The organism is Actinacidiphila sp. bgisy160, assembly GCF_057707815.1.
In genome coordinates this window covers 29,209-44,206 of record NZ_JBYIQW010000009.1, presented here as the reverse complement: position 1 = coordinate 44,206, position 14,998 = coordinate 29,209, and the positions used below count along the sequence as shown (strand labels likewise).

The following is a 14,998-nucleotide window of genomic DNA, read 5'->3' as shown; positions in this document are numbered from 1 at the left end:
ATCAGATCCCTGGAGTGAAGCCGGACGACCAGATCTGCATCTGGTAGACGATGTGGTCCCAAACGCCGGTGACGAGCAGCAGGCCGACGGCGACGAGCATGCCACCGCCGATCCGCATCACCCACACATAGTGGCGCTTGACCCAGCCGAAGGCGCCGAGCGCGCGGCGGAAGGCGATGGCGGCCACGATGAACGGCAGGCCGAGGCCGAGACAGTAGAAGACGGTGAGCAGCGCGCCGCGGCCCGCGCTGGCCTCGTTGAAGGCGAGCGTGTTGACGGCGGCCAGGGTCGGGCCGATGCAAGGGGTCCAGCCGATGCCGAAGAGCAGCCCGAGCAGCGGCGCCCCCACCAGCCCCATCGCGGGCCTGCGGTGGAAGCGGAACTCGCGCTGGGTGATCCCGCCCACCAGGCCCATGAACGCCAGGCCCATGACGATGGTGAGCGCGCCGAGCACCTTGGTGATGACCGTCTTGTGCTCCTGCAGTGTCCAGCCGAAGTTGCCGAACAGCGCGCCGCCGGAGACGAAGACGGCGGTGAAGCCCAGGACGAACAGCGATGCGCCCGCGAGCATCCGGCCGCGCCGGGCCTCGGCCAGGTCGGTGCCGGTGACACCGGTCACGTACGACAGGTAGCCGGGGACGAGCGGCAGCACGCACGGCGAGAAGAACGAGACCAGACCGCCGAGGAGCGCGATCGGCACGGCGGCGAGCAGGGCGCCGCTGAACACGGTCTGGTTGACGTCGCCGGTCGCGGCGAGTGCGCTCACGTCACTTCTCCGCGATCACCGGGTCGAGGACCTCGTGCAGTTCGTCCGCGCTGAGCTCCTTCAGCGCCCGCACCGCGATCTTCCCCTGGCGGTCGATGATCAGCGTGGAGGGGATGGCCTGCGGGTTGACGCTGCCCTTGGGGAAGCGCAGCACCAGGTCGCCGGACGGGTCGTAGAAGCTCGGGAAGGGAATGGCGAATTCCTTCTCGAAGGCCTTGGCCTGCGCGGTCTGCAGATCCCGGGTGTTGATGCCGAGGAACTGGACGCCCTGGGACTCGGTCTCCTTCGCCACCTTGGCCAGGTGCGGCGCCTCGGCCCGGCAGGGCGGGCACCACGAGCCCCAGATGTTGAGGACGACGACCTTGCCCTTGTGGTCGGCGAGGCTGAGCGGAGCACCCTCGACGGACTTCCCGCTCAGCTCCGGCGCGGCCACCCGGTGGCCCCGCTCGACCGTGGAGATCTCACCGGTGCCGCCGACATAGTTCGTTCCGGAGCCGGTGCCGTTGGAGGACGCTGTGGAGGTCGAGCAGGCCGTGACGGCCAGCGCGAACGCGGCTGCCCCGGCGAGTGCCGCGGCACCGCGGAGCGGACGGCGTCGGAGGGCGCGCGTAGGACTCATGTGAAAAGTTTCGCATGTGGCCCGGGGCGATCTCGCGCACCCCCGACAGCTTTGCCGAAAGCGGCAAATGCCCCAAGTAAGCGACGGTTAATCGCGGCTCCCGGTCTGGTGCGCGAACTCGTCCACCAGTGCGTCCTGGAAGGCCTTGAGGTCACCGGGCCTGCGGCTGGTGACCAGGACGTTGGGGCCGTCGCAGTCGACCACGACCTCCTGGTCGATCCAGGTGCCGCCGGCGTTGGTGACGTCGGTGCACACGCTGGGCCAGGAGGTGAGGGTACGCCCGTGCACGACGCCTGCCTCCACGAGCAGCCACGGCGCATGGCAGATCGCCGCGACCGGCCGGCCCTCGGTGAAGAAGTCCCTGGTGAAGCTCACGGCGTCCGGGTCCAGCCGCAGCAGGTCGGGGCTCACGACGCCGCCGGGGAGCACCAGCGCGTCGAAGTCCGCGGCGACCACCTCGCCGAGCGTGTCGTCCACCGGGAACGTACCCGCCCGGTCGAGGTGCTCGAAGGCCTGGACGCGGCCGCGGCGGGTGGAGACCAGCCGGGGCGTCCCGCCCGCCTCGCGCACCGCCTCCCAGGGGCCGGTGAGTTCGCTCTGCTCGGCGCCCTCCGGCGCCACCAGGAAGGCGATCTTCCTCCCGTGCAGGGACGCGCGCATGACCTCCGCCCTCCTCGGCTCGGTCCTCGGGGACGTTCCCGTTCACCGCCTCGCCTGCCCGCCGCTTTCCGAATGAAACGGACGGATCGCTCAGGAAGGGGAGGGAAGGAATGAAGGGGAGGAAGGGGATGAGGTGGACTTGGAGGAACGTTCCTGCGCGAGGAAGCGGCGCCAGCCGCCCGCGGGACGCTGCCCCGGCCCGAGGGTGCGCAGCTTCGCCAGCACCGCGGGGTCCTGCCCGTCCAGCCAGTCCACGAACTGGCGGAACGACACCAGACGCACGTCCCGGTGGTCGGCTATCCGCCGGAGCGCGTCCTCGACGGCGTCCATGTAGATCCCGCCGTTCCACTGTTCGAAGTGGTTGCCGATGAACAGCGGCGCGCGGTTGGTCTCGTACGCCCGGCGGAAGCCCCCCAGGTAGGCGTCGCGCGCCTGCCGCTGCCAGGCCGGGTAATGGGCGGGGTTGCCGCGCGTGGAGTTCACCGACTGGTTGGCCAGCATGTTGTAGTCCATCGACAGCACCTCGAAGGAGCGGCCGGGGAACGGCAGCGCCTGCAGCGGCAGGTTCCACAGCCCGTGGCTCCTGCCCGGCCACACCTGCAGACCGCCGGGTGAGCTGGCGTCGTAGCGCCAGCCCAGGCGGGCGGCGGTGGGCAGCAGCGAGCGCTGGCCCAGCAGGCAGGGCGTACGGCCGCCGACCAGTTCCTTGCGGTAGTCGAAGGGCAGCGGGGGCAGGTCGGTGAAGCCTGTGTGGGTGCGCCAGTTCTCCACGAAGCCGACGGCCTGGTCTATCTCGCTGCGCCAGTCGGCCGGGCTCCAGCGGCCCACCGAGCCGGATCCCGCGCAGAAGTGGCCGTTGAAGTGCGTGCCGATCTCATGGCCCTCCAGCCAGGCCAGCCGCAGCTGCTCCAGGGTGGCGCGGACGTGGGCGTCGGTGAGGTAGCCGATGTCGGAGGCGCCGACGGGATTGCGCGGCGGCTTGTAGAGCCTTCTCTTCGACTCGGGGAGCAGGTAGATGCCGGAGAGGAAGAACGTCATCTTCGCCCCGTGCTCACCCGCGACCTTCCGGAACCGCGCGAAGAGGCCGTTGTCCAGCTCGCCCGCCCCGTCCCAGGAGAAGATCACGAACTGCGGCGGCGTCTGGCCGGGTTCCAGGCGCTCCACGGCGGGCTGGTGGGGCTGCGGCCCGGTGTCGGCCGTGGAGCCGTCGCCGATCGCCCGCACCGACGGGGAGGGGGAGGGGGTGGGCTTCCCCTGCCGGCCCGTGGACGGTGTCGGCGAAGCCGGGGACCCCCCGTTCACGTGCCGGCCACCGGGATCCTCACCGGCACAGCCCACCAGGCCGGCGGCGGCCGCTCCGGCCGCCAGGCCCAGTACCCCTCGTCGGCTGATGTCCCGCATTCCGCGCCCCAATCCCCGTGCGTCGCCCCGGCCTCACCGCGTCACCGCCCTAGATGCCGTGCGGGCGCGGCGGGTTCCGTCGCGGGGAGCTGGATTTCACCGGACGGGCACCGGATCGGGCCGGGCGGCGGCAGCCGTCACAAGGCGTGACGGAGCGCACCGGCCTCCGTGGCCGGCGCCCTCGTGAGGGACGGTCGCCGGGTCCTGTCGTCAGCGTGCGGCTCCCCCGGCCGGCTCCGCGGCGGGGGCTCCGCCGACGACAGGACCTACGCGCCGAAGCCCTTGCTGCCGCCCTTGACCGGCTTGGCCCCGGCCAGCAGATGGGCCGGGACGAGGTCACGGGCGGGCTCGGTGTAGCCGACGGAGACGATCCTGTCGTCCTCGAACGTGAAGGAGGTCAGGCTCGCCAGGGTGCACTGCCGCTTGCGCGGGTCGTGCCACAGGCGTCGCTGCTCGACGGCGCTGCGCACGATCCAGATCGGCAGTTGGTGGCTGACGCACACCGCCTCGCGGCCGCGGGCCGCGTCGCGGGCCGCCTCCAGCGCGGCCGTCATACGGACGACCTGGTCCGCGTACGGCTCGCCCCAGCTCGGCCGGAACGGGTTGACCAGGTGCTTCCAGTTGGCGGGGCGCTTGAGCGCGCCGTCGCCGACCCCGAAGGTCTTGCCCTGGAAGACGTTGTCCGCCTCGATCAGCCGCTCGTCGCTCGCGACGTCCAGGCCGAGGACGGCGCCGATCGGCGCCGCCGTCTCCTGGGCGCGCTCCAGCGGCGAGGCGACGACGTGGGTGATGTCACGGCCCGCGAGGTGCTCGGCGACCCGGTCGGCCATCTTCCGGCCGAGGTCGGACAGGTGGTAGCCGGGCAGGCGCCCGTAGAGCACGCCGGTGGGGTTCTCCACCTCGCCGTGCCGCATCAGGTGGACGACCGTGATCTCGCTCATGCCGTGGCCTCCGCGGCGGCGCGGGCGGCGGCCGGCAGGGCGGCGGCGACACGCTCGACGGCGGCGGCGTCGTGCGCCGACGACACGAACCACGACTCAAAGGCGGAGGGCGGCAGGTACACGCCCTGGGCGAGCATCGCGTGGAAGAAGGCGGTGAAGCGGAACGCCTCCTGCTTCCTGGCCTCGTCGTAGTTCGTCACCCGGTCCTCGGTGAAGAACACCGAGAACATGTTGCCCGCGGTCTGCAGGCTGTGCGCCACGCCCTCCTTGGCGAGAGCGGCGGAGACCAGGCCCGACACCTCCGCGGCGACGGAGTCGACGGTCTCGTACACCGCGTCGTCCAGCAGCCGCAGCTGGGCGAGGCCCGCGGCGGTGGCCACGGGGTTACCGGAGAGCGTGCCCGCCTGGTAGACCGGGCCGGCGGGCGCGAGGTGCGCCATCACGTCGGCACGGCCGCCGAACGCCGCGGCGGGGAAGCCGCCGCCCATCACCTTGCCGAAGGTCATCAGGTCGGGGCGGACGCCGTCGATGCCGTACCAGCCGGCCTTCGAGACGCGGAAGCCGGTCATCACCTCGTCGGAGATGTACAGCGCGCCGTTCTCCCGGCAGAGGTCCGCCAGGCCCTGGTTGAAGCCCTCGGCCGGCGGCACGACGCCCATGTTGCCGGGCGACGCCTCGGTGATCACACAGGCGATCTCGCCGCGGTGGGCGGCGAACGCGGTCCGTACGGCCTCGAGATCGTTGTACGGGAGCACGATCGTGTCTCCGGCCTGCGCGCCCGTCACCCCAGGGGTGTCCGGCAGCCCGAAAGTGGCAACCCCGGAACCCGCGGCGGCCAGCAGCGCGTCCACATGACCGTGGTAACACCCCGCGAACTTGATCACCTTGGCCCGGCCCGTGAACCCGCGCGCCAGCCGGATCGCCGACATCGTGGCCTCGGTGCCGGAGGAGACCAGCCGCACCAGCTCGACCGGCGCGACGCGCGCCACGATCTCCTCGGCCAGTTCCACCTCGCCCTCACCGGGCGTGCCGAAGGACGTACCCCGCGCAACCGCCGCCTGCACGGCGGCGATCACCTCGGGACGCGTGTGGCCGAGGATCATCGGCCCCCAGGAGCAGACGAGGTCGACGTATTCGCGACCATCCGCGTCCTTCAGGTAGGGACCCGTTCCGGACACCATGAACCGGGGCGTACCGCCCACGGCACGAAAGGCGCGCACCGGGCTGTTCACCCCACCAGGGGTCACGGCGGCCGCTCGATCGAACAAGGTCTGAGAAACTGGCGCTTCGTAGGCGTACGGATAGCTCACAAGCACATGTTCTCAAATGCCGGGCGTTGCGCGACAAGGTATCGACCGTGCATCTGAGACGATGATCGGGTTGCGCGGTTGGGTCTGCGGATGGTCGGGTAGTGGAATGCAGCGCGGTGGCGAACGCGGTGACGTGGGCGGCGGGGCGGACGACCCCGACGCGGAGCACGCCCGCCCCACCGGTCGGCGCCGCCGGCCGCCGAAAGAGCGCGACAGGGCCGTTGAGAAAAGCGGGAGCAGGGGTGGCCGAGTGGGGGTGACCTACAAGTACTTCGGCGCACCCGATGGTGCCACCGCCGCGCGGGTCCCGATCTCGATGCGACCCGAGGAACTCGGCGGTGACGAGCTGGGCCAGGGCATGTACACCAAGGTCAAGCCGGAGACGATGGCCGCCATGGTGCTGACCGGGATCGAGGGCATACCCCCGGCGAAGGTCCCGCCGCTGGAACTCGTCGTGCTCCATCCCGACTACGCCGTCGTCAAGCTGCCCCACTCCGTCGTCGAGCCGTTGCGCAAGGCCGACGAGGAGGCCCTCGGCGCCGCCGCCTTCATCTGGTCCACCGTCCCCGACCGCCGCGGTCCGCGGGACGCTTTCGTGATCTACAAGATGCTGCACGAGTGGCAGGACTTCGCCCAGCGCTGTCACGAGAGCGGGCACCAGCTGTACTGCCTGGTGTGGCCTTGACGGGCGCCGGGCGGATGCGGGTTCACTGACGGTTACAGGACCACCACGACGACGCCGTTGTCATAGCCGTAGCCGTATCCGCCGTAACCTCCGTAGCCATGGCCGTAGCCGTAGCCGTAGCCACAGTCGTCGTGGAAGCGATCGTTGTAACGCCATCCGTAACCCCAGTCGCCGTAGCCCCCACAGCCGTCCCCATGGGTGACGACGGACTGGTGCGAGGCGGGGGCGGCCTGTTGCGGAGCCGCCCCGGCCGCGCCGGCTCCGACGAGGGCGAGGATGGGTGCCGCGAGTGCCGCTGCGGCGACCCGGCGGATGGTGATGCTCGTGACGCGCATTGTCGTTCCCCTTCGAGGTGCGGAACGTGGGCGCCGGTCGCGTGCGCGACCGTGCGCGGATCGCACCGGCCGATGGGGGTGGCACTGGTGCGACAGGGGGTGCGCCTGGACCTCGGGTGCGGACGCACCATCACAGACGTGAAGTGTCGGACGGGATGCGGCTCATAGGAGTCGCCCTCTGACATGAACCTTAGGTTCCATTACTCCCCGCAGTCAATACATAGGGTGAAATACCCTAATTTCGGACCCGATTCATGCGGTGGGAACTCCTCCGGTCACGAAGGGTGACCAAACCGGTGACGTTCCGTCGTGCGCCGGTCACACGGGAGCATCGCGCAACCGGGGTTGATCCGGACGGATCGGGCACAACCTGGCAGGCGGGGCGGTTCACCGCCCTCCCCAGCGCCGTTCGCGCGGACGAAGACGAGCATGAGCGAGTCCCACGAGGTGCGGCCGGCGGAGACCAGCGGCTGCCCGCTCCGCCGGCGGCGGATCCTGCTGCGGCGGCCACCCCACCACGAACTCACCGGTCGCCCGCGGCCGTTGACCGGGCCACCCGGGCCGCCGGGTCCGGCGGCCCGGGTGGCCCGGCGCACGGGACGTGACGGCCCGCGCGGCGAAGTGCAGTTCGCTCAGCCGGGCGAGGGCGTCGCTCGCGCCGAGCAGTACCCCGCACAGCCGCCCGGGCGGCACTCGGGGCAGCGGTGGCTGCGGTGCGGGCGGCCGGCTGCGGCCCGGCATGACGCTTGCCCTCAGGCTCCTGCCCGGCGTCCCTCACTCAAGGACGCCGGTCCTGGCCTGTCAATCGGCGCCCGGGGCACGACGGGGCCCCGGGCGGGCCCGTCGGGGCCCACAGGGAGGCCGGCGACGGGCGGTGGCCGCCGGGACGCCGCGGCGCCGGCTCGCGCACGGGCTCCCGCCAGGGCCGATCGTACGACCGGCCGAGCCCCGGACCCGCCGTCTGCGGTACGTCCGGCGCCCGCGGCGCTGCGATCGCCGCGGGCGCCGGCACGCGGACATACTGGGCTACTGCACCACAAAGGGCGTGACCCACCCGGAGGCACCACGATGCCCGTGTACGAGATGCGCGCGGAGTACGACACCGAGGATGGCGGACCGGCCGGCGACGGCGCGGTGCGGGCGTGGCACATGGTCCAGGACGGCGCCGCGACGGGGCTGTGCGGTCGGGGGCTCTCCCCCGCCGCGGCCGTACAGCCGGAGGACGTGTGGGGGACGCCGCAGGCACAGCCCTTCTGCCACAGTTGCGGCGCGCTGTATCTGCGTCAAACCGCCTGAGGCGGCGGAGGATAGCCGCTCGAACGCTTGTCCCGCATGCGGAACCCCGAGATTCCGGAGCGGGTGGAATCATGTGCGGATGCTGCTCACCGAGATCGACGCCGTCAATTGGAATGCCATTCCCTCGCCACGGCCACGCCCTCGGACCGCGGATGCCCGGGACGGCCTGAGGGCACTTGCCGCCGCGCGGGACCTCGACTCGGTCGCCTCCGCCGTGGCGGCTCTGACCAGCGGTTCGCTGCTCCGCGGGGGCAACGGCGAGGTGCTGCCCGGCGCCGTGGTCGCGACCCCTTTCCTGCTGGACATCGCCGAGCACGGGCATCCGCACGCCCGGGAGTCGGCGGTCGTCCTCGTCGACCGCGCCATGCGGTCCGCCCCGCTCGCCGGTTTCAGCCGCTTTCGCACGACGGCCGGACATGACGCGCCGTTGTGCTGCGCGATAGCCGAACTCGTCCGCGACCGCCGGGATTCCCTGGCGGAATGCGGGAGGTCCGGGAAATACCTCCTCAAAGCGAGTGACGCCCATTGGCGTTTCGACATCCGGGAGGCCTCGGGCACGTCCGGTGACGTCGTCGCCCTCGGCACCCTCCAGGGCGGGCTGCCCGCGCCCTGCACGGGCGGGGAACTGCACCACGACGGCGCGGTGACCGAGGTCGGCTCCGTGGGCGTCGAGTGCCCGCCGGTGGACGCCACCGCCGAGGCCTGCCTGCGGCTGTCCGGCCTCGCGGCCGGTGCCGCCGAGGACGGCGGCCTGGTCGGCGCCGTGCTCTACCCGGCGGCGTGCGGCGGCCATGGCCGCTGAACCCGCGGCCGGCTGGGAGCCGGGCGCACCGGGGGTGCTGCGGCTGCCGTCGGGGCGGCTGGTGCGCGGGCGGGGGCTGCGCCACCCGCTGCCGGCCGGGCCCGTACCCGCGTTCGGGCTGTACCTGCTGGGCCACGAACCCCCGGCGGTGGCCTGGGAGAGCCGCTGGGTGCGCTGGCCGGACTTCCGGCTGCCCGCGGACCGTGCGGACGCCGCTCAGGCGCTGCGCGCGGCATGGCGGCGTGCCGCGGACGAGCGGGTGGAGGTCGCCTGCGGCGGCGGACTCGGCCGTACGGGGACGGCCCTGGCGTGCCTGGCGGTGCTGGACGGGGTGCCCTCCGGTGAAGCCGTCGCCTACGTCCGGGAGCACTACACCCGGCGCGCGGTGGAGACGCCCTGGCAGCGACGCTACGTGTCGCGCTTCGCCTGAAGGTGCGGGGCGTACGCCCTGACCGCCTCCCTCAGCTGCCGCAGCGAGGGGTTGACCATGGGCCGTCCCGCCACGGTGACGGTCGGCACGGTCTCGTTCCCGTCCGCCACCGAGCGCACGAAGGCCGCGGCGTCCGGATCACGCCAGATGTTGACCTTGGTGTGGCGCAGCCGCGCGAACCACAGCTGCGCCCGCAGCTTCATGCAGAAGGTGCAGCCGGGCCGCCAGTAGACGATGATCCCGCCCTCGTCCGTGTACGCGTCGCTCATGCTCCCCCGATCGGCAGGCGTGGCAGCCGGGTCCCGTGCAGCCATGGATGGAAGACCAGCGCCTCCAGCGGCCGGTCGGTGTGCTCCCGGGCCAGGGCGGTGAACTGCCCGGTGGTCACGGTGCCATGGCGGTGGGCGGCGGTCCAGGCCCGCAGCAGCCGGAAGAACGCCGGATCGCCCATGACCGTGCGCAGCGCGTGCAGCGTGAGGGCGCCGCGCTTGTACACCCGGTCGTCGAACATGCGCCGGACACCGGGGTCGGCGAGCCGCAGGTCCTGGGGCTGGGCGGCGAGCTTGGCGTGGGCGCGGGCCGCGTTGCGGGCGGCGGTCGTCTCGCCGCAGGACTCCGCCCACAACCATTCGGCGTACGCGGCGAAGCCCTCGTTCAGCCAGATGTCCCGCCAGTCGGCGAGGGCGAGGCTGTTGCCGAACCACTGGTGGGCGAGTTCGTGGGCGACGAGGCGTTCGCAGCCGCGGCGGCCGTCCAGGTGGTTGCGGCCGAAGACGGACAGCCCGTGCGCCTCGACGGGGACCTCCAGCTCCTCGTCGACCACGACGACCGCGTACTCGCCGAAGGGGTAGGGCCCGAAGAACTCGGTGAAGGCCTCCACCATCCGCGGCTGGCGTCCGAAGTCGTGGGCGAAGTCGGCGGTCAGGCGCGGCGGGACGGCGGCCGGCTGCGGCAGCGGGCCGCCGAGGTGGTCGATCAGCTCGTACCGGCCGATCTGCACGGTCGCCAGGTACGGCGGCATCGGATGCGGCTGGTCGTACACCCAGGTCGTGGTGGAGGCGCCCACCCGGTACGACTCCAGGCCGCCGTTGGCGACGACCGTGTACGGCGAGGGCGCGGTCACCGTGATCCGGTAGCCCGCCCGGTCGCCGAGGTGGTCGTTGCAGGGGAACCAGGAGGGCGCGCCGATGGGCTGGCTGGCGACGAGCGCGCCGTCCTCCAGCTGCTCCCAGCCCAGCTCCCCCCAGTCGCGGGAGCGGACGGGCGACGGGTTGCCGGCGTAGCGGACCTCGACCGTGAACGGCCCCTCGGGCAGCGCCTTCGTGGGCTTGACCCGGAGCTTCCCCGCCCGGTGCGTGTACCGGGCGGGCCGTCCGTCGACGAGGACCCGGTCGAGGCGGAAGGCGCCGAGGTCGAGGCTGAACGCGGAGAGGGCCCGGTCCGCCACCGCGGAGATCCGGGCCCGGCCCGAGAGGCGGTTGGCCGCCGGGCGGTACTCGAGTTCCAGGTCGTAGCGGGTGACCCGGTAGCCGCCGTTGCCGTGCTCGGGGAAGTAGGAGTCCGCGGACACCTCCGCCCCGGGCGTGGCGGGGACGACGGCCCCGCCACGCACGCGCTTGCCGTTGCTCACCCTGTGCGGGCCCCCTCTGTGTGCCAGGCGGAGATCGGGTTGCCGAGCCAGCGAGTGCCCTCCGGCACGCTCTCGCCCCGCATGACGAGCGAGGCCGGGCCGATCGTGCCCCGGGCCCCGACGGCCGCGCCGGGCAGCACGATGCCGTGCGGGCCGAGGCTCGCGCCCTCCCCGAGTACGACCTCGTCCATCCGCAGGATCCGATCGTGGAACAGGTGTGTCTGTACCACGCAGCCGCGGCCGATGGTCGCGCCGTCCCCGACCCGGACCAGGTCCGCCTCCGGCAGCCAGTACGTCTCGCACCATACGCCGCGCCCGATCCTCGCCCCCAGGCACCTCAGCCACAGGTTCATCAGCGGCGTGCCGCCGACCGCCCCGACCAGCCACGGCACGGCCAGCACCTCGACGAAGGTGTCGGCCAGTTCGTTGCGCCACACGAACGAGCTCCACAACGGCCGTTCGCCCACCCGCACCCGCCCGACCAGCAGCCACTTCATCACGACGGCCACCGCACAGGCGACCGCACCGGCGCCCGCGAGCAGCGCTCCGCCGGCGGCGAGCGCCACGGGCACCCCGTAGCGGCCCGCCAGCGCCGCGTACCCGGCGAGCACCAGCACCGCCAGCGCGACCGCGCACATCACGGGGACGACCCGGCACAGTTCGACGGCCGCGCGGGCCAGCACGAGCCGCCGGGGCGGCGCGAAGGTGCGGCTGCGGTCGCCCTCCTCGGGGACCCGGGGCAGCTTCATCGGCGGCATGCCCAGGTACGAGCTGCCCGCCTTGGCGCCCTTGGGCGTCGCGGAGAGCACGCCGACCAGGCCGTTCTTCGGCACCGCGCGGCCGGGGGCGGTCATGCCGGAGTTGCCGAGGAAGGCCTTCTTGCCGATCCGGGCCTCGGCGATACGCATCCGGCCGCCGCCCAGCTCGTAGCTGCCGACCATGGTGTCGTCGGCGAGGAAGGCCCCGTCGCCGAGGGTGGTCATCGCGGGTAGCGCCAGCACGGTGGACGCCTCCACACGGCGGCCGACCTTCATACCGAGCGCCCGCAGCCACACCGGCGTCAGCAAGCTGGCGTAGAACGGGAACAGGTGCGCGCGGGCCCGGTCCATCAGCCGGGCCGTCGTCCAGGCCTGCCAGGCGACGCGGCCGTGCACGGGGTGGTGGCCCTCGCGCAGCCCGACGCCCAGCAGCCGCACCCCGGCCAGCACCAGCAGCGCGTACGTCAGGAGCCAGGCGAGCGTGGCCAGGGGGACGGCCGTGAGCGCGGCGGGCAGCGGCGCGGCGGCGCCGCGCAGGCACGGTGCCAGCACCAGCAGGGCGGGCAGCGCCGACACCGCGGGCAACAGTTCCAGGGCGAAGGCGGTCGCCTCGTACGCCGCCGACCAGCGCAGCCGTCGCGGCGGACGGGAGTCGGCGCCGCGGTGCGGGGCCTTGCCGGTACGGACGGCCGGCACCCCGCCCCAGCGCAGCCCGGCCCGGACGGCGCCCACGACCCCGGAACCGGGGGCGATCTCGGCGCGCTTGCCGATCCGGGCGCCGGGCAGAAGGGTGCTGCGCGAGCCGACCGTGGCACCCGCCCCGACACGGATCTTGCCGATGTGCAGCAGGTCGCCGTCGAGCCAGTGCCCGGACAGGTCGACCTCGGGCTCCACCGCGCTGCCCTTGCCGAGCTTGAGCATGCCCGTGACGGGCGGCAGGGAGTGCAGGTCGGCGCCGTCGCCGACCCTGGCGCCCAGCGCGCGGGCGTAGTGGCTCAGCCAGGCGCCGGTGAGGTTGCCGGCGCCGCTGACCTGCGCGAGGCGTTCGGCGGCCCACAGGCGCAGGTGCACCGCCCCGCCTCGCGGATACGTGCCGGGGCGCACTCCGCGCAGCAGCAGCCGGGCACCGCCCGCGGAGACGGCGACCCGTCCGGCGGGGCTGATCAGCAACGCCCAGCCGGCCAGCACCCACCACCAGGAGATGGCCGGGACCCCCGGGAAGGGACCGAGGAGGTGCAGCGCGTTGCCGATCGCGGCCGCCACGACGCCCCAGCGCAGTCCGGCCAGGACGAGCAGCGGCGGCAGCAGCGCCAGCTGCACGGCGGCGGCCCGCCGGGGCACCGGCCGTACCGGGCGCGCGGCGGCGCGGCGGGCGTCGGCCTCCTCCAGCCGGGCGGCGAGCGCCCCGAGGGTGGGGTGCTGGTAGACGTCGCCGACCGCGGCCGAGGGGTAGCGGCTGCGCAGCTGCGAGACGAGGCGGGCGGCGGTCAGACTGCCGCCGCCGAGCGCGAAGAAGTCGGCGTCGGGCCCGGTCACCGGGGCGCCGAGGATCTCGCCCCACAGCCCGGCGAGCAGCCCCTCGGTGCCGGTGAGTTCCGTGGCGGGCGTGGTGGGCGTGGCGAGTTCGGGCAGCGGCCAGGGCAGCGCGTCCCGGTCGACCTTGCCCGAGGTCCGGGTGGGCAGGGTGCCGACGACGGCGACCAGCGGGACGAGGGCGGCGGGCAGCGCCTCGCGGAGCCGGGCGAGGGCGTCGGCCTGGTCGAAGTCCTCGGTCACCGCGACGTAGCCGACCAGGATCTGGTTGCCGCCCTTGGTGGTGCGTACGGCGGCGGCCGCGCCGGCGACGGCGGGCAGCGCCTGCAGGGCCGCGTCGATCTCGCCCAGTTCGACGCGGCGCCCGCCGAGCTTGACCTGCTCGTCGGCTCGGCCCACGAAGACCAGGCCCTCCGCGTCCGCGCGGACCAGATCGCCGCTGCGGTAGGCGCGGTCCCAGCCGAGGGCGGGCAGCGGCGCGTACTTCTCGGCGTCCTTGGCGGGGTCCAGGTAGCGGGCGAGGCCGACCCCGCCGATGACCAGCTCGCCGGTCGCGCCCATGGGCAGCGGTTCGCCGTGGGCGTCCACGACGGCCAGTTCCCAGCCGTCCAGGGGCAGCCCGATGCGGACCGGGCCCTCGCCGGTGAGCTGGGCGGCGCAGGCCACGACGGTGGCCTCGGTCGGGCCGTAGGTGTTCCACACCTCACGGCCCTCGACGGCCATCCGCTCGGCCAGTTCGGGCGGGCAGGCCTCGCCGCCGAAGATCAGCAGGCGGACGTCGTCGAGCGCCTCGACCGGCCACAGCGCGGCCAGGGTGGGCACCGTGGAGACGACGGTGATGCCCTGCTCGACGAGCCAGGGACCGAGGTCCGGGCCGGCGCGAACGAGGGAGCGCGGCGCGGGCACCAGGCAGGCGCCGTGCCGCCACGCCAGCCACATCTCCTCGCAGGACGCGTCGAAGGCCACCGACAGCCCGGCCAGCACCCGGTCGCCGGGTCCCAGCGGCTCCTCGGCGAGGAAGAGCCGGGCCTCGGCGTCGACGAACGCGGCGGCCGAACGGTGGGTGACGGCGACGCCCTTGGGTGTGCCGGTGGAGCCGGAGGTGAAGATGATCCACGCGTCGTCGTCCGGCCCGGGACGGCGGCCGACCGTACCCCCGGGCTCGGCGCACGGGGTGATCGTGAGGTGCTCGCCGATGACGGCGCACACCCGCGCCTCGGAGAAGACCAGCCGGGCGCGTTCCTCCGGGTCCTCGGCGTCGACCGGCACATAGGCGGCGCCCGCGGAGAGCGCGGCGAGGACCGCCACGTACAGGTCGGCGGTGCCCGAGGGCACCCGCACCCCCACCCGGTCGCCGGCGCCGATGCCCGCCTCCGCCAGACGGCGGCGCAGGCGCTCGGTCGCGGCGGCCAGGGCGCGGTAGCTCAGCGTCGTGGTGCCGTCGTCGACCGCGGGTGCGGTGGGGTGCGCCCGGGCGGTGGCGGCCAGGACGCCGAGCAGGGTGCGCTCGGGGGCGGCGTCGCCGGCCCGGAAGAGCGCGGGCGCGGGACCGGTTTCGCCGGTGCCCCCGGCGACTCCGGCCGACGCGGGGTCCTCCAGGAGAGGGACGGGCGAGTCGACGAGCGTCATACGGTGCTCCCCGGCTCGGCCGAGCCGGGGGTCGGCGGCGCGGCCGCGGACGCGCTGGGCACCTTGTCACGGTCGCTCACGGCCAGAGACGGACGCATGTCGAACCCTCCAAAAAGCTCACGACCACTGCGGTGCCGGTGACCTTCGACCGGCCGGGGACCACGGCGTCCCGGCCCGCGGGCTCGTTCCCGCGACTGGCGTAC

At 73.5% G+C, this 14,998-nt stretch carries 14 protein-coding genes; 4 read left to right on the top strand and 10 right to left on the bottom strand.

Annotation, left to right across the window (positions count from 1 at the left end; genetic code table 11):
- Nucleotide 1: 1 nt before the first annotated feature.
- The 6 genes from AC3EUJ_RS10705 to hemL form a co-directional block, all read right to left on the bottom strand.
- Nucleotides 2-766, bottom strand: coding sequence for a cytochrome c biogenesis CcdA family protein (locus AC3EUJ_RS10705; protein WP_431960847.1), 765 nt, complete (start codon nucleotides 764-766; stop codon nucleotides 2-4).
- A 1-nt stretch (nucleotide 767) separates the two neighbouring features.
- Complete coding sequence (locus AC3EUJ_RS10700; RefSeq protein WP_431960846.1) at nucleotides 768-1,385, bottom strand: TlpA family protein disulfide reductase; 618 nt, start codon at nucleotides 1,383-1,385, stop codon at nucleotides 768-770.
- A gap of 87 nt (nucleotides 1,386-1,472) precedes the next feature.
- Nucleotides 1,473-2,045, bottom strand: a complete 573-nt coding sequence (locus tag AC3EUJ_RS10695) for a type 1 glutamine amidotransferase domain-containing protein (RefSeq protein WP_431960844.1) — start codon at nucleotides 2,043-2,045, stop codon at nucleotides 1,473-1,475.
- Between the two features lie 90 nt (nucleotides 2,046-2,135).
- A complete protein-coding gene (locus tag AC3EUJ_RS10690) occupies nucleotides 2,136-3,446 on the bottom strand; it encodes a polysaccharide deacetylase family protein (protein ID WP_431960843.1) in 1,311 nt (436 codons plus the stop codon).
- A 266-nt stretch (nucleotides 3,447-3,712) separates the two neighbouring features.
- Nucleotides 3,713-4,387, bottom strand: coding sequence for a histidine phosphatase family protein (locus AC3EUJ_RS10685; protein WP_431960841.1), 675 nt, complete (start codon nucleotides 4,385-4,387; stop codon nucleotides 3,713-3,715).
- Nucleotides 4,384-5,697 carry a glutamate-1-semialdehyde 2,1-aminomutase gene (gene hemL, locus AC3EUJ_RS10680; protein WP_431960840.1) on the bottom strand — a complete coding sequence of 438 codons (1,314 nt, stop codon included), beginning with the start codon at nucleotides 5,695-5,697 and terminating at the stop codon, nucleotides 4,384-4,386. Before hemL ends, AC3EUJ_RS10685 begins: the two co-directional genes overlap by 4 nt.
- Before the next feature lie 106 nt (nucleotides 5,698-5,803).
- Between hemL and AC3EUJ_RS10675 the strand changes: the two genes are divergently transcribed.
- Complete coding sequence (locus AC3EUJ_RS10675; protein WP_431960839.1) at nucleotides 5,804-6,382, top strand: hypothetical protein; 579 nt, start codon at nucleotides 5,804-5,806, stop codon at nucleotides 6,380-6,382.
- A gap of 32 nt (nucleotides 6,383-6,414) precedes the next feature.
- On the opposite strand, the gene AC3EUJ_RS10670 is transcribed toward AC3EUJ_RS10675, so the two are convergent.
- Nucleotides 6,415-6,717, bottom strand: coding sequence for a hypothetical protein (locus tag AC3EUJ_RS10670; protein ID WP_431960838.1), 303 nt, complete (start codon nucleotides 6,715-6,717; stop codon nucleotides 6,415-6,417).
- 1,068 nt (nucleotides 6,718-7,785) lie between these two features.
- Between AC3EUJ_RS10670 and AC3EUJ_RS10665 the strand changes: the two genes are divergently transcribed.
- The 3 genes from AC3EUJ_RS10665 to AC3EUJ_RS10655 all read left to right on the top strand — a co-directional run bounded on the left by AC3EUJ_RS10665 (nucleotide 7,786) and on the right by AC3EUJ_RS10655 (nucleotide 9,245).
- Nucleotides 7,786-8,013, top strand: a complete 228-nt coding sequence (locus AC3EUJ_RS10665) for a hypothetical protein (RefSeq protein ID WP_431960837.1) — start codon at nucleotides 7,786-7,788, stop codon at nucleotides 8,011-8,013.
- 79 nt (nucleotides 8,014-8,092) lie between these two features.
- Nucleotides 8,093-8,815, top strand: coding sequence for a hypothetical protein (locus AC3EUJ_RS10660; RefSeq protein WP_431960836.1), 723 nt, complete (start codon nucleotides 8,093-8,095; stop codon nucleotides 8,813-8,815).
- Nucleotides 8,805-9,245: a protein-tyrosine phosphatase family protein gene (locus AC3EUJ_RS10655; protein ID WP_431960835.1), complete on the top strand. Its 441-nt coding sequence runs from the start codon at nucleotides 8,805-8,807 to the stop codon at nucleotides 9,243-9,245. The genes AC3EUJ_RS10660 and AC3EUJ_RS10655 overlap by 11 nt, the downstream gene beginning before the upstream one ends.
- Here AC3EUJ_RS10655 and AC3EUJ_RS10650 read toward each other — a convergent pair.
- Genes AC3EUJ_RS10650 through AC3EUJ_RS10640 form a run of 3 tightly spaced genes read right to left on the bottom strand, consistent with a single transcriptional unit; the run spans nucleotide 9,224 to nucleotide 14,795 of the window.
- A complete protein-coding gene (locus AC3EUJ_RS10650) occupies nucleotides 9,224-9,514 on the bottom strand; it encodes a glutaredoxin domain-containing protein (protein ID WP_431960834.1) in 291 nt (96 codons plus the stop codon). The two genes, AC3EUJ_RS10655 and AC3EUJ_RS10650, sit on opposite strands and share 22 nt — an antisense overlap.
- Nucleotides 9,511-10,875, bottom strand: coding sequence for a M1 family metallopeptidase (locus AC3EUJ_RS10645; protein ID WP_431960833.1), 1,365 nt, complete (start codon nucleotides 10,873-10,875; stop codon nucleotides 9,511-9,513). Before AC3EUJ_RS10645 ends, AC3EUJ_RS10650 begins: the two co-directional genes overlap by 4 nt.
- A complete protein-coding gene (locus AC3EUJ_RS10640) occupies nucleotides 10,872-14,795 on the bottom strand; it encodes a Pls/PosA family non-ribosomal peptide synthetase (protein WP_431960832.1) in 3,924 nt (1,307 codons plus the stop codon). The genes AC3EUJ_RS10645 and AC3EUJ_RS10640 overlap by 4 nt, the downstream gene beginning before the upstream one ends.
- Between the last annotated feature and the right edge of the window lie 203 nt (nucleotides 14,796-14,998).

What these genes read in the sequence shown, in the direction of transcription:
- AC3EUJ_RS10660 (WP_431960836.1), top strand. Translation starts at nt 8,093, where the DNA reads ATGCTGCTCACCGAGATCGACGCCGTCAATTGGAATGCCATTCCCTCG.
- AC3EUJ_RS10700 (WP_431960846.1), bottom strand. Translation starts at nt 1,385, where the DNA reads ATGAGTCCTACGCGCGCCCTCCGACGCCGTCCGCTCCGCGGTGCCGCG.
- AC3EUJ_RS10670 (WP_431960838.1), bottom strand. Translation starts at nt 6,717, where the DNA reads ATGCGCGTCACGAGCATCACCATCCGCCGGGTCGCCGCAGCGGCACTC.
- AC3EUJ_RS10640 (WP_431960832.1), bottom strand. Translation starts at nt 14,795, where the DNA reads ATGACGCTCGTCGACTCGCCCGTCCCTCTCCTGGAGGACCCCGCGTCG.
- AC3EUJ_RS10675 (WP_431960839.1), top strand. Translation starts at nt 5,804, where the DNA reads ATGCAGCGCGGTGGCGAACGCGGTGACGTGGGCGGCGGGGCGGACGAC.
- AC3EUJ_RS10665 (WP_431960837.1), top strand. Translation starts at nt 7,786, where the DNA reads ATGCCCGTGTACGAGATGCGCGCGGAGTACGACACCGAGGATGGCGGA.
- AC3EUJ_RS10655 (WP_431960835.1), top strand. Translation starts at nt 8,805, where the DNA reads ATGGCCGCTGAACCCGCGGCCGGCTGGGAGCCGGGCGCACCGGGGGTG.
- AC3EUJ_RS10685 (WP_431960841.1), bottom strand. Translation starts at nt 4,387, where the DNA reads ATGAGCGAGATCACGGTCGTCCACCTGATGCGGCACGGCGAGGTGGAG.
- AC3EUJ_RS10650 (WP_431960834.1), bottom strand. Translation starts at nt 9,514, where the DNA reads ATGAGCGACGCGTACACGGACGAGGGCGGGATCATCGTCTACTGGCGG.
- AC3EUJ_RS10690 (WP_431960843.1), bottom strand. Translation starts at nt 3,446, where the DNA reads ATGCGGGACATCAGCCGACGAGGGGTACTGGGCCTGGCGGCCGGAGCG.
- AC3EUJ_RS10695 (WP_431960844.1), bottom strand. Translation starts at nt 2,045, where the DNA reads ATGCGCGCGTCCCTGCACGGGAGGAAGATCGCCTTCCTGGTGGCGCCG.